Origin of the sequence: Rhodococcus tukisamuensis NBRC 100609, assembly GCF_001894985.1 — a bacterium.
GTDB classification, from domain to species: Bacteria; Actinomycetota; Actinomycetes; order Mycobacteriales; family Mycobacteriaceae; genus Rhodococcus_G; species Rhodococcus_G tukisamuensis.
In genome coordinates this window covers 22,697-35,502 of the sequence record NZ_BCXG01000026.1, presented here as the reverse complement: position 1 = coordinate 35,502, position 12,806 = coordinate 22,697, and the positions used below count along the sequence as shown (strand labels likewise).

Here is a 12,806-nt window from a genome sequence, read left to right as displayed (position 1 = left end):
AAACAACTGTCCGCGCCCTCCTCCGATCGGATCGGGGGAGGGCGCGGACAGCGGGGGATCAGAAGGTGGGCGGAACCGCGCCCTCTTCGCCGTCGAAGTCGACGGACGAGTACTCGCGCAGCTTCTCGAGGCGGTGGTACGCGTCGATCATGCGCACGGTGCCGGACTTGCTGCGCATCACGATGGACTGGGTGCTCGCGCCGCCGCCGTAGTAGCGGACGCCGCGCAGCAGGTCGCCGTCGGTGACGCCGGTTGCGGTGAAGAAGACGTTCTCGCCGGAGACCAGGTCCTCGGTGAGCAGCACGCGGTCCAGGTCGTGGCCCGCGTCGATGGCCTTCTGGCGCTCGTCGTCGTCGGTCGGGGCGAGCTTGCCCTGCAGGGCGCCGCCCATGCAGCGCATCGCGGCCGCGGCGATGATGCCCTCGGGGGTGCCGCCGATGCCGACCAGCATGTCGGTGCCGGACTCGGGGCGGGCCGCGGCGATGGCGCCGGCGACGTCGCCGTCCGAGATCAGCCGGATACGGGCGCCGGTCGCGCGGACCTCGGCGATCAGCTTGGCGTGGCGGGGCCGGTCCAGGATGCAGACGGTGACGTCGGAGACCGACGCCTTCTTGACCTTCGCGACCCGCTTGATGTTCTCGGCCATCGGGGCGGTGATGTCGATGACGTCGGCGGCGTCCGGGCCGACGGCGATCTTCTCCATGTAGAACACGGCGGACGGATCGAACATCGCGCCGCGCTCGGCGACGGCGAGCACGGAGATCGCGTTCGGCATGCCCTTGGACATCAGCGTGGTGCCGTCGACCGGGTCGACCGCGAAGTCGCAGTCGGGGCCGTCGCCGTTGCCGACCTCCTCGCCGTTGAACAGCATGGGCGCCTCGTCCTTCTCGCCCTCACCGATCACGACGACGCCGCGCATGGACACGCTGCTCACGAGCTGACGCATCGCGTCGACGGCCGCGCCGTCCCCGCCCTCCTTGTCGCCCTTGCCGACCCAGCGGCCGGCCGCCAGGGCACCGGCTTCGGTCACTCGGACGAGCTCCAGCGCGAGGTTGCGATCCGGGGCCTCGCGGCGACTCGATGGGGTGCTGGCCGTCATGGGCAGTGCCTCCTTGCACGCGACGCTGTTGGCGTCGGCATAGGTTTCTTCTCCGGGGAGAATGTGGTCTCGAAGCGTGATTGTCTCATCACGGGTCGGACCAATTCGTCGTCGGGTTACGGCTCCCGGGTCAGTGACCAGCCGCTGCTCAGGTCGCGGGCGAGCTCGGGCGCGCGCCGAACGACCCGCTGCCGGTCCATGAAGGCGCCGAACGGCTGCGACAGCACCGCCTGCGCCGGCCGCGGGCCGTCGGCGACCAGGCGCGCGTAGGCCACCGCGGTGTCGCTCGCGATGTACTGCCACCGCGGGGCGCGGTCGGCCCAGTTGAAGCCGGGGAGCGGGGCCTGCAGCCGGAAGCCGGCACCGGTCACCGACAGGGGGGAGACCACCCCCGGCGCCTGCGCGCCCGGGATCGCGGGCTGCGCGGCCACGGTGGTGACGTAGGCCAGCACCCGGCCGACGCCGTCGCGGCCCGCGGCCGTGGCGTCCCACTGGTCGGCGACGATCTGGTTCTGCTCCCGGTCGGCCATCCGCAGCGTGGCATCGGCGAGGCCGGCGGGGGTGCCCGAGAAGATCGCGTCCCACGCGGCCCGGGCGTTGTCGTCGAGCAGGCCCGCCGCGCCGAGTTCCTCGACGGCCGGGCGGCCCGCCTCCAGGTAGGCCTCGTGCATGGGCACCATGTCGAAGTAGATGTGCTTCTGCATGATCAGTAGGCGCTTCTGGTACCAGTCCAGGTCCGCCGTCGTGGTGGCCGGGCCCAGCGCGGCGAGGGCCCGCACGTCCGCGGGAAGCGCTGCCGCTGCGTCGGCGGGCAGCGACGCGACGGCTCCGGCGACGGCGGTCCCGAGGGTGTGGACGGCGTCGACGGAGACCAGGTCGCGGCCCATGTCGAGGTCCCAGAAGCCGGCGGCGAAGGACGCGCCCGCCATGCCTGCCATGCCCGCCCAGTTCAGTTCGCCGCGTTCACGCTGGTAGCGACCGTAGTTCGAGTACACCCGCTCGACCAGGCCGGCGTTCGCGGCGAAGCCCGCGTTCGGGTCCCAGCCGGCCAGGTCGATGCCCGATGCCGCGGTGCCGCGGGCGAGCCAGTACTGGTGCAGCAGCGCGGCGTAGCGGGTCGGCGGGACGCCGTCGGCGCGGGCCGCACTCAGGGCCGCGTCGAGCGCCCCGGGGTCGGTGGGCAGGCGGGGGTCGAGGCCGCCGGCGAGCTCGGCGTCCGAGTTGGCGGGCACCAGGTCGAGGAGGCCGGCGTAGCCGGCCGGGGCGCCGGTGGCCGTGGCGGTGGTCGTGGTGGCCACCGCAGCGACACCGAGCAGCGCGACGACTGTTCGTCGCCGCCAGCGGGCGCGACGGGACGGGCGGGAGGTCTCGGTCGCACTCATGCTGCGATTGAACAACATGTATGTGACTGCCGGTACCGGATTCGCCGCACACGGGAACCGGCACGAGCGCGACCGCGGGCTACTGGGATACTGGTGCCCGTGGCCGCCGACAAACCCCGAATTCTGCACAACAACCGCGACATGCTGCTCTCGATGCTGCCGTTGGTGCTGATCTGTCTGGTCATCGCGGGTATCGCGAGCCAGTGCACGCTCAGCCCCGGCGGACCGACGCCGGGTCAGGTGCCGCACGTCGACATCGACGCGGTGCTCAAGTACGACGCCCGCGACCTCGGGTTCCCGATCCGCAACCCGGGCGTGCCCGAGGGCTGGCAGCCGAACTCCGGCAGCCGCGGCACCGTCGCGGGCGATCACGGCGGCGACGTCAGCACCGTCGGCTTCATCACCGACAAGGGTCGCTTCGTGCAGCTGACCCAGAGCTCGGCGAGCGAGGAGACGCTGGTGCCGTGGGTGGCCGGCGACAACCGCAGCCCGTCCGGCGCGGAGCAGGTCGGCGCAGAATCGTGGACGCTCTACCCCCAGGAGGGCAGCGAGCAGATCTGGGTCACCGACCTCGGCGACGTGCGCGTCCTGCTCACCGGCAGCGGGTCGACGGAGGAGTTCACCACGCTCGCCGACGCGGTCGGTGCGGCGCAGCCCATCGTTCCCTGACGCGCCCGTCGCACCGGCCGGCCGGGACTCGGCCGGCGTTGCGGGACTAGTCGGACCCGGACTCGTCGGCGTGCGAGAGGGCCTTCTCGACCCGGGCCCGCGCACCCGCGAGGTGTTCCTCGCAACGCTCGGCCAGGGCCTCGCCCCGCTCCCACAGCGCCAGCGAGTGGTCCAGGTCCAGCCCGCCCTGCTCGAGCATCTTGACCACCTCGGCCAGCTGGTCGCGCGCGGCCTCGTAGCCGAGTTCCGCCACCGGTTCGTTCACTTCTTCTCTCCTGACTTGTCGCGGCCCATGACGGCCGCGATGACCGCGCCGTCGCCCACTCGTACCCGCAGCTGGGTGCCGGGCGGTGCGTCGTCCACGAACCGCAGCACCTCGGGATCGGCGCCCGGCACCATCTTCTGTACCACCGCGTAGCCGCGGGCCAGCGTCGCCGCCGGCCCCAACGTGGTCAGCCGCGCGGCGAGGTGCTCGACGACCGTCGCCTGGCCGTCGAGGAGCCGGGTGACGTCCCGGCGCCCCGCCGCCCGTAGCCGGTCGACGTCCTCGGCGCGGCGTTCCACGGCTGCCAACGGGTCGGCCAGTACCGGTCGGCTGCGCAGGTCCGCGAGCGAGCGCGCCTCGCGGGCCACCCAGTTCCGCAGGGCCGCGGCCCCGCGGGAGCGGAACTCCGAGACCAGCGCCTGCTCGGCGCCGGCGTCGGGCACCACCCGCTTGGCCGCGTCGGTGGGGGTGGCGGCGCGGACGTCGGCGACGTGGTCGCACAGCGGGTTGTCCGGTTCGTGGCCGATCGCGCTGACCACCGGGGTGGTGCACTTGGCGATGGCGCGACACAGCGTCTCGTCGGAGAACGGCAGCAGGTCCTCGACGCTGCCGCCGCCGCGCGCGAGCACGATCACGTCGACCTCGGGGTTCTCGTCGAGTTCGCCGAGCGCCGCCACGATCTGTGCGGTCGCGGTCGGTCCCTGCACCGCGGTGTTCCGGACCTCGAACCGGACGGCCGGCCACCGAGTTCCGGCGACGCTGAGGACGTCGCGTTCGGCGGCGCTGGCCCGGCCGGTGATCAGCCCGACGGTGCGCGGCAGGAACGGCAGCGGGCGCTTGAGGCGGGGGTCGAACAGGCCCTCGGCGTTCAGGAGGGCACGCAGGCGCTCGATCCTGGCCAGCAGCTCGCCGATGCCCACCGCCCGGATCTCGGTCACGCGCAGCGAGATGGTGCCGCGTCCGGTGTAGTACGACAGCTTCCCGAACATCACCACCCGGCTGCCCTCGGTCAGCGGGACGGGGGAGTCGCGGACCAGGGTGGGCGAGCAGGTCACCGACAGCGACATGTCGGCGGACGCGTCGCGCAGCACCAGGAACGCGGTGCGGGTGCCGGGACGGACGTTGATCTGGGTGATCTGACCCTCGACCCAGATGCTGCCGAGTCGGTCGATCCACTGCGCGACCTTCGTCGAGACCGACCGCACCGGCCACGGGTTCTCGGCCGAGTTCGACGTCTGCGCGGACGGCGGGCCGCCCGGCCGGCTGGTCTGGGCGGAAGTCACTTGGCGGTGGCGGTGGTGATCCGGTTGCCGAGCATCGTCTGGAACGGGGCCCGGGACCGGGCGGCGTTCTCGTACTCGAGCAGTGCGGTGAGCTCCGGGACGGACAGCGAGCGCAGCCGCGCGCGCAGTTGGGCGAGGGTGAGGTTGTCGTAGTCCAGGTACTCGGCGATCTCCGGCGCGGCGGCCGCACCGCCGGTCCCCGCCTCGGGTTTCGGCGATGCCGGCGTCGCCGCGGGTGCGGCCGGGTCGGCGTCGGTGCCGGCCGGCATCGAGTAGAGCTCGAACCGGCCCTGGTTGGCGGGCTTGGCGGAGGTGGCACCGTTTCCGGTGGCCGTCGCCTTGCCGTTGGCCGGGGTGGGCGCCGCGTCCTCGTCGAACGTCGCCCAGGTCGGCTGCTCCTGGTCGGTGTGGAACAGCACCGACAGCGCCTCGTCGCCCTTGATGGCCAGCGCCGTGACCGACTGCTGGACCCGCATGGTCGTCTGCAGCATCTGGCTGACCGCCGTCATCGGCAGCGAGACCGCCGTGCTCGGCAGCTTCTGTACCTCTTCGACGACGGTGACGGCGATTCCGGCGGCCACTCGGGCGGCGAAAGGAGGACGAATCATGGTCCTAGCCTGCCTCACCGACGCCCCGATGGGTAGCCGACCGGGCCGTCCACGCCTGATCCGACCGCACCCGCGTGGCCCCCGTACCCTTGAGGCATGTCTTCTGCTGTCCCCTTGAACCTGGGTATCGCCCGTTCCGGTACTTCCGCGACGGGTACCACCGGCAAGCGCATCCTGCTCGCGGAGCCGCGTGGGTACTGCGCCGGCGTCGACCGCGCCGTCGAGACGGTGGAGCGGGCGCTGGAGAAGCACGGCGCGCCGCTCTACGTCCGCAAGGAGATCGTGCACAACCGGCACGTGGTCGAGACGCTGACCGAGCGGGGCGTGATCTTCGTCGACGAGACCGACGAGGTTCCGGAGGGTTCGGTCCTGGTGTTCTCCGCGCACGGGGTGTCCCCGGCCGTGCACGAGGCCGCGGCGGAGCGCAGCCTGCACACCATCGACGCCACCTGCCCGCTGGTCACCAAGGTGCACCAGGAGGTCAAGCGGTTCGCTCGCGACGACTACGACATCCTGCTGATCGGGCACGAGGGTCACGAAGAGGTCGAGGGGACCGCGGGTGAGGCGCCCGAGCGCGTGCAACTGGTCGACGGCCCCGACTCGGTGGAGGCGATCACCGTCCGGGACGAGTCGAAGGTGATCTGGCTCTCGCAGACGACGCTGAGCGTCGACGAGACGATGGCGACGGTCGCGCGACTCCGGGAGAAGTTCCCGCTGCTGCAGGACCCGCCGAGCGACGACATCTGTTACGCCACCCAGAATCGTCAGGTCGCGGTGAAGGCGATGGCGCCGGAGTGCGATCTGGTGATCGTGGTGGGGTCGCGGAACTCGTCGAACTCGGTCCGGCTGGTGGAGGTCGCGCTGGGCGCCGGTGCGAAGGCCAGCTACTTGGTCGACTATGCCCGCGAGATCGACCTCGGGTGGCTGGACGGGGTGCAGACGGTGGGCATCACCTCGGGCGCCTCGGTGCCGGAGATCCTCGTCAGTGGGGTCATCGAGTTGCTCGCCGAACACGGTTTCCAGGACGTGCAGTCCGTGACGACGGCAAACGAGACGCTGGTGTTCTCGCTGCCGCGCGAACTGCGGAAGCCCGCGACGCCGAGCGTCTAGCCCGGCCCGGCCGCCGCGGCGCTCCTACGGAGCGTCGTGCCGGTCGCGGTACCGGACCTGCGGGAGCGGATGGACCGGGACATCGGGGTCGGCCGGCTGGGTGTACTGCTCGACCGCGTGTCCAACCGGTTCCGACTGACGGACGTACTGCCGGGTGGCCGGTTCCGGCCGGAGCGTGGCCGCGGGCACCGGAGCGGACGCGGGCCGGAACGGTTCACGCGGCGATCCGCCGGTGGACGCGGCGCGGTAGGAGCGTCGATCGCCCTCCATGTCCAGTCGCCGGTCCCGGTCGAACTGATCGGTCAGGTCGAACTGACCGCTGTCGAGTTGGGGCTCGGCGACCCGGCGCCGCGCGCCGGTGGCGTTCTCGCCGCCACGGGTGCGACGGCCCGACTGCGCGTGGACCTGGGTGTGCGGCGCGGTCGCGGGCCGGCTCGCCGGTCGGGCGGGGGCTGCGGCGGGCTCCGCCGCGCCGCGCGCCGAACGTGCAGGCTGCGGCCGCGCCTGGTGGTTCAGGTAGCGCCGGCCGGCCGCGATCGCGAGGACGACGAGCGCCGTCACCAGCATCAGGGGAAAGCGGTTGACCAACGGGAGGGCGGTGTTGAAGATCAGGTCCTTCATGCCGCCGCCGGTGCCGGAGGTGAGGCTCTGGTACGCGAGCGGCACGCCGACAACCAGGATCAGCGGCGGCTGGACGGCGGCGGCGAACAGTCCGCGACTGCGGACCGCGAGTGCCGCCCCGACACAGCCGAGGAAGTAGAAGACCGCGAACGCCGACGTCAGCTCTGTCCCGCGCATGGCGTCGAGGAGAAACCCGACAAATGTGGCGCCCACCGCGATGAGAACCGCGCCCCAGGCCGGGACGCCGGGGACCGTTGGGAGAATTGACCGCACATCGAGCGGCACCCCAGAGCGAGCACGTTGGGTTGCTGACACCCTACAAGACTAGCGGTTCACGACCCGATCGCCTCGTTGGCGGGACCGTGCGCGTGCCCGAGATCGGCGAGGCCGACCGTCCGTGGCCAGGAATCGATGCGGCTGACCTCCGGTACTTCGCCGTCGCCGACCTCCAGGTCGTGAAGCTTGCGTGCGGTCACCGCGACCCGCGTCTCCATCGACGCGGCGGTGAGGTTGAACGACTCGACCGCCTTGCCGAGCTGCGAACCGAGCCGGTCCAGATGGTTTCCGACGATGCCGAGCCGGCCGTACAGCTCACGGCCGAGTCGGTGGATGGTGTCGGCCTCGCGGGAGAGGGTCTCCTGTCGCCAGGTGTGCGCGATGGTCCGCAGAAGTGCGACCAGGGTGGTCGGCGTCGCGAGGATCACATTCTTCGCGAAGGCGTGCTCGAGCAGTCCGGAGTCGGCGGTCAGCGCGGCGTCGAGGAACGAGTCTCCGGGCACGAACAGCACCACGAACTCGGGAGTGGGGTCGAACGACGCCCAGTAGGCCTTGGCGGAGAGTTGGTCCACGTGGGTGCGCAGCTGTCGGGCATGGCGCACCAGGTGCGTGTCCCGGGTCGAGACGTCCTCCTCCTGTGCCGCGTCGAGGAACGCGGCCAACGGGACCTTCGCGTCCACCACGATGTTCTTCCCGCCGGCCAGCCGCACCACCAGGTCCGGCCGCACGCCCTCCTCACTCACCTGGGTCTCGAAATCGCAGTGCTTGACCATCCCGGCAAGCTCCACCACCCGTTCGAGCTGGATCTCGCCCCACCGACCCCGGACCTGGGGTGCACGCAGCGCGGTCACCAGCTGGCCGGTCTGGGTGGTCAGCAACTGAGAGGCCCGGCGCATCCCGGCGACCTGCTCGGTGAGACCGGCGTAGGCGTGCACCCGGCTGCGCTCGACCTGCTGCACCTGCACGGACAGGGCGTCGACGGCGTCGTGCAGCGGCCCGACCAGGTGCGCGACCTGCTCGCCCACCGCCCCGGACGTGCGTCGGGCCGCGTCCTCGTTCACCGACGCGAGGGACTGCCGGAGCAACTTCTCGTTGTCGCGGAGCGCGGCGAGTTGAGCCTCCGCGCGCGCGGCGTGCTGGCCGGTCCGGGAGGCGTGCCAGAGCCAGCCGACCGCGATGCCGAGGCAGAGCGAGACGAGGAGTCCGAAGCCGGTGACGGGTTCCATGCCGAGATAGTGCACGAGGGCACCGACATGCCTCCGGCGGTCGGGAAGAGGTGCACGTCAATGGGCCTGTCGGTGGGGTGAACTACGGTCGGCGCATGCGAATCCTGCACACCTCCGACTGGCACATCGGGCGCACCTTCCACGGGGTGGACCTGCTGGCCGACCAGGCACTGGTGCTCGACGCCGTCGCCGGCCTGGTCGCCGAGCACGCCGTCGACGTCGTGGTGGTGCCGGGCGACGTCTACGACCGGGCCATCCCCAGCGCCGATGCGGTCACCGTGTGCAACAAGGGCTTCGAGGCGATCCGTGCGGCGGGTGCGATGATCGTCGCGACCTCCGGGAACCACGACTCCCCGGCCCGGCTCGGCGCCGGTGCGGCCTTCTCGGCGGCGGGCGGACTGCACCTGATGACCCGGGTGTCGGAGGTGGACCGGCCGGTGGTGCTCGAGGACGAGCACGGTCCGGTCGCGTTCTACGGGATCCCGTACCTCGAACCGGAGGCCACGCGCGCCGAACTGGGGGTGCCGTCGGCGCGATCGCACGCCGCGATCCTCGATGCGGCGATGACGCGGATCAGGACGGAGCTGGGCGGCCGCGCCGTCGACGGCACGCCGCCGCGCGCGGTCCTGCTCGCGCACGCGTTCGTGGTCGGTGCCGAGTCCACCGGCTCGGAGAGGTCGATCTCGGTCGGCGGGGTGGAGACCGTCGCCGCCTCGTCGTTCGACGGGGTCGACTACGTCGCGCTCGGCCACCTGCACTCGCCGCAGACCCTCACCGACCGGGTCCGCTACTCCGGTTCCCCGCTGCCGTACTCGTTCGGGGAGCGCTCGCACCGCAAGGCGGTGTGGATCGTCGACCTCGACGCGGACGGACTGCGCGAGGTGGTCCGGCACGACCTGCCGGTGGTGCGCGGGCTCAGCCAGCTCACCGGCACCGTCGAGGAGTTGCTCACCGGGGACCAGTTCGCGGCGGCCGAGGCAGACTACGTGTCTGCGGTCCTCACCGACCCGGTCCGTCCGCAGGACGCCATGCGCACGCTGCGCGAGCGCTTCCCGCACATGGTGCACCTCGAGTGGAACCGGCCGGAGGGCGTGACCGACCTGCGGTACCGGGAGAAGGTGCGCGGCCGCACCGACGCCCAGATCGCGACCAGTTTCCTGACCGACATGCGCAGCGAGCCCACCTCGGGGGAGACCCGACTGCTGGAGCAGGCGTTGAGCTTTGCGGTCCGGGAACCGGAGAATGCGGCCGTCGCCGCGGAGGACATCGCATGAGACTGCACGAACTGGAGATCTCGGCGTTCGGCCCGTTCGGCGACACCGCGACCGTGAATTTCGACGCGCTCGGCGCCGACGGGCTGTTCCTGTTGCACGGCCAGACCGGTGCCGGCAAGACGACGGTGCTCGACGCGGTGGCCTTCGCGCTGTACGGCACCGTCCCCGGCGCACGCCAGCAGGGCAAGCGCCTGCTGTCCGATCATGCCGCGCCCGGTGCGGTGCCGAAGGTGGTGCTCGAGGCCACCATCGGCGGCCGCCGCCTGCGGTTGACCCGCAGCCCCGAGTACCAGCGACCGAAGCTGCGCGGTACCGGCACCACCAAGGAGAACGCGAAGGCCACGCTCGAGTGGCTGGACGGGCACGGCCAGAACCTGACCCGGCTCGACGAGATCGGCGAGGCCGTGGGCCGACTGCTCGGGATGAGCTCCGACCAGTTCTTCCAGGTGGTGCTCCTGCCCCAGGGCGATTTCGCGCGGTTCCTGCGCGCGGACACCGACGAGCGGGGAACTCTGCTCGAGCGGCTCTTCGACACCTCCCGTTTCGGGACCGTCGAGGACTGGTTCGTCACGCGGCGACGGGAGAGCGCCGCCAAACTCGAGGCGAGCCGAAAGTCGGTGGATCTCATGGTCGCCCGGGTCTCCACGGCCGCGGGCATCGAGGCGGGCGCGGACGCGGAGCCCCTGGTGTGGGCGCGCAAGCTCGAGGCCGACGCCGCGGACGTCTCGGCCCGCGCGCTGCTGGAACTGGCCGACGCGGAGGCGCTCGCCTCCCGCGCCGCCGCCGAGCTCGCCGAGGCCAGACGGGTGCAGCGTCTGCAGCAGCGGGCCGCCCAGGCGCGGGCGGAACTCGCCGCCCACCAGCAGGCGACGCCGGTCCGTGAGGCCCTGGCCGACGAACTCGGCCGGGCCCAGCGCGCCGCGCCCGTCGCGGCCCTGCGTGCCGAGGCGAAGGCCGCGGCCGACGTCGCGGCCGGGGAACTGACACGGATGACGGACCTGGCCGCGAAGATCGGTGCGGCAGGCGAGGGGGCGGACCTGCTCGCCCGCCTGTCCTGGCCGCCGGCTCCGGCCGACAGCGAGGTGCTCGCGTCCGCGGTACGCGACTGGACCGGCGAGGTGGCACGTCTGGACGCGCTCATCGCCGAGTCGCTCGCCGCCGACGCCCTGCAGGATTCGATGCGTGCCCACCGGGTCAGCCGCGACGAACTCGACTCCGAGGCAGCAACACTGGCGCGGCGACGTGACGTCTTGCCGGAACTGGTCCGGGCCGCCGAGGCGGACCTGGACGCGGCCCGGCTGGCCGCGGCCACAGTGCCGGCGCTCGAGCGGGCCAGGGTCGCGGCCACCGAGATGCTGGCCGCCGCCACCGAACTGGCGGTGCAGCGGCGGGCCCAGGCCACGGCCGCACGCGATCTCGCCGAGGCCCGGGACCGTCACCACCAGGCGCGCACCGCGCTGCTCGACGTCCGTGAGCGCAGGCTGGCCGGGATGGCCGCCGAGCTCGCCGCCGGACTGGTCGACGGCGAGCCGTGCGTGGTGTGCGGGGCCGACGAGCACCCGCGGCCCGCCGCCCAGCCGGACTCGGTGGTCACCAAGGCCGACGAGGACGCGGCGCGCGCGGCCGAGCAGCACCGCGCGGACGCGGTCGCCGACGCGTCGGCACAGCTGACGAAGGTGGAACTGGCCGTCGAGGTCCAGATCGAGCGGGGCGGAGACCGGGACGCGGACGAACTGTCGGCCGAGGTGCGTGACGCCACCGAGCGGCATGCCGCCGCCGCGTCACTCGCCGACGGCGAGCCCGGGTCGGCGACGCGGCTCGCGGAGTTGCGGTCGGAATCCGGCCGGGTGCAGGAGCGTGCCGCCGCCGTCAGCGCCGAGGCCGCGGCGCTCGACGCGCAGATCGCCGGCATGGCCACGCAACTCGACCAGATCCGGGCCCGTGTCACGGCCGCGACGGGCACCGACGAGAGTCCGCGGATTCGCCGTGACCGGCTCGAGGAACTCGCCTCGGCGGCGTCGCGGCTGCGCGACCAGCGCACCGCGACCGGGACCGCGCAGGACGCCGCGGAGGCCTTGGCGCAGAAGGTGATCGGGGCTGCCGCCGAGGCCGGATTCGCCGCCGTGGATGCCGCCGTCGACGCGGTCAGAGGGGCCGGTCGGATCGCCGAGATGGAGGCCTCGCTGCGGGACGCGCGGGACCTGCAGGTGCGGGTCGAGTCGGTGCTCGCCGAACCCGAGACGGCGGCCGCGGCCTTGCTCGGGCCGGTCGATCCCGCGGAGGCCGAGGCCGCGGACCTGGCGGCGAAGACCGCGGCGAAGGCCGCGGTGGGGGTGTCCGCAGACGCGCAGCGCAGGCTGCAGGACCTCGACCGGCTGGTGGGGCAGCTCGCGGCGGAGGTCCAGGCACTGGCCCCGGCGCAGGCGCGGCACGACGAGTTGGCCGGGCTGGCCGACGTGATCGAGGGCCGTGGGCAGAACGCGCGCAAGATGTCGTTGCGGTCCTACGTGCTGGCGGCCCGGCTCGAGGAGGTCGCGCTGGCGGCGTCCACCCGGTTGCGGCGGATGTCGGCCGGACGGTACGAGTTCGTGCACGCCGACGGCGCCGGCACGGGACGCAAGCGGGGCGGGCTGGGACTCGACATCCGCGACGACTACACCGGGGTGGTGCGGTCGGCGAAGACGCTCTCCGGCGGCGAGTCGTTCCTCGCGTCGCTCTCGCTCGCCCTCGGACTGGCCGACGTCGTGGCCGCGGAGTCCGGGGGACTGGTGCTGGACACGATGTTCATCGACGAGGGCTTCGGCACACTCGACGCCGACACCCTCGAATCGGTGATGGGCGTCCTCGACGAGCTCCGGGAGGGCGGCCGGGTGGTCGGCATCGTCAGCCACGTCGACGAGATGAGGCAGCGGATCCCCAGCCGGCTGCACGTGATCCGAGGCCGGACGGGATCCACGGTCGAACTGATCGCCGGCTGACGCCGCGCCCGTGCG

General features: G+C 72.5%; 11 protein-coding genes. 4 read left to right on the top strand and 7 right to left on the bottom strand.

Annotation, left to right across the window (positions count from 1 at the left end; genetic code table 11):
• Positions 1-58: 58 nt before the first annotated feature.
• Positions 59-1,099, bottom strand: a complete 1,041-nt coding sequence (gene glpX, locus RT2_RS20810; RefSeq protein WP_072846709.1) for a class II fructose-bisphosphatase — start codon at positions 1,097-1,099, stop codon at positions 59-61.
• Between the two features lie 116 nt (positions 1,100-1,215).
• Positions 1,216-2,481: a hypothetical protein gene (locus RT2_RS20805; protein WP_072846743.1), complete on the bottom strand. Its 1,266-nt coding sequence runs from the start codon at positions 2,479-2,481 to the stop codon at positions 1,216-1,218.
• Positions 2,482-2,580: 99 nt separating this feature from the next.
• On the opposite strand from RT2_RS20805, the gene RT2_RS20800 reads away from it, so the two are divergent.
• On the top strand, positions 2,581-3,150 hold the full coding sequence (locus RT2_RS20800) for a DUF4245 domain-containing protein (RefSeq protein WP_072846742.1): 570 nt from the start codon (positions 2,581-2,583) through the stop codon (positions 3,148-3,150).
• A gap of 46 nt (positions 3,151-3,196) precedes the next feature.
• Here the strand turns inward: RT2_RS20800 and RT2_RS20795 are convergent, their stop codons facing one another.
• The 3 genes from RT2_RS20795 to RT2_RS20785 are packed head-to-tail and all read right to left on the bottom strand — an operon-like array spanning position 3,197 to position 5,306.
• A complete protein-coding gene (locus RT2_RS20795; protein ID WP_072846708.1) occupies positions 3,197-3,415 on the bottom strand; it encodes an exodeoxyribonuclease VII small subunit in 219 nt (72 codons plus the stop codon).
• The gene (gene xseA / locus RT2_RS20790; RefSeq protein ID WP_072846707.1) at positions 3,412-4,698 is read right to left on the bottom strand and encodes an exodeoxyribonuclease VII large subunit; all 1,287 of its coding nucleotides are present in this window, start codon (positions 4,696-4,698) and stop codon (positions 3,412-3,414) included. Before xseA ends, RT2_RS20795 begins: the two co-directional genes overlap by 4 nt.
• A complete protein-coding gene (locus RT2_RS20785; protein WP_072846706.1) occupies positions 4,695-5,306 on the bottom strand; it encodes a lipid droplet-associated protein in 612 nt (203 codons plus the stop codon). Before RT2_RS20785 ends, xseA begins: the two co-directional genes overlap by 4 nt.
• Before the next feature lie 96 nt (positions 5,307-5,402).
• On the opposite strand from RT2_RS20785, the gene RT2_RS20780 reads away from it, so the two are divergent.
• A complete protein-coding gene (locus RT2_RS20780) occupies positions 5,403-6,416 on the top strand; it encodes a 4-hydroxy-3-methylbut-2-enyl diphosphate reductase (RefSeq protein ID WP_072846705.1) in 1,014 nt (337 codons plus the stop codon).
• A gap of 24 nt (positions 6,417-6,440) precedes the next feature.
• Here the strand turns inward: RT2_RS20780 and RT2_RS20775 are convergent, their stop codons facing one another.
• A complete protein-coding gene (locus RT2_RS20775; protein ID WP_307718222.1) occupies positions 6,441-7,310 on the bottom strand; it encodes a DUF6542 domain-containing protein in 870 nt (289 codons plus the stop codon).
• A gap of 59 nt (positions 7,311-7,369) precedes the next feature.
• Entirely contained in the window at positions 7,370-8,539 is a 1,170-nt protein-coding gene (locus tag RT2_RS20770) for a DNA recombination protein RmuC (RefSeq protein ID WP_072846703.1), read from the bottom strand.
• A 95-nt stretch (positions 8,540-8,634) separates the two neighbouring features.
• Between RT2_RS20770 and RT2_RS20765 the strand changes: the two genes are divergently transcribed.
• A complete protein-coding gene (locus RT2_RS20765; protein ID WP_072846741.1) occupies positions 8,635-9,813 on the top strand; it encodes an exonuclease SbcCD subunit D in 1,179 nt (392 codons plus the stop codon).
• Positions 9,810-12,791, top strand: coding sequence for an AAA family ATPase (locus RT2_RS20760; protein WP_072846702.1), 2,982 nt, complete (start codon positions 9,810-9,812; stop codon positions 12,789-12,791). The genes RT2_RS20765 and RT2_RS20760 overlap by 4 nt, the downstream gene beginning before the upstream one ends.
• Positions 12,792-12,806: the final 15 nt, after the last annotated feature.

Bases quoted from the DNA above. Each gene is read 5' to 3' on its own strand.
- glpX (WP_072846709.1), bottom strand. From the start codon at position 1,099: ATGACGGCCAGCACCCCATCGAGTCGCCGCGAGGCCCCGGATCGCAAC.
- RT2_RS20805 (WP_072846743.1), bottom strand. From the start codon at position 2,481: ATGAGTGCGACCGAGACCTCCCGCCCGTCCCGTCGCGCCCGCTGGCGG.
- RT2_RS20785 (WP_072846706.1), bottom strand. From the start codon at position 5,306: ATGATTCGTCCTCCTTTCGCCGCCCGAGTGGCCGCCGGAATCGCCGTC.
- RT2_RS20780 (WP_072846705.1), top strand. From the start codon at position 5,403: ATGTCTTCTGCTGTCCCCTTGAACCTGGGTATCGCCCGTTCCGGTACT.
- RT2_RS20770 (WP_072846703.1), bottom strand. From the start codon at position 8,539: ATGGAACCCGTCACCGGCTTCGGACTCCTCGTCTCGCTCTGCCTCGGC.
- RT2_RS20765 (WP_072846741.1), top strand. From the start codon at position 8,635: ATGCGAATCCTGCACACCTCCGACTGGCACATCGGGCGCACCTTCCAC.
- RT2_RS20760 (WP_072846702.1), top strand. From the start codon at position 9,810: ATGAGACTGCACGAACTGGAGATCTCGGCGTTCGGCCCGTTCGGCGAC.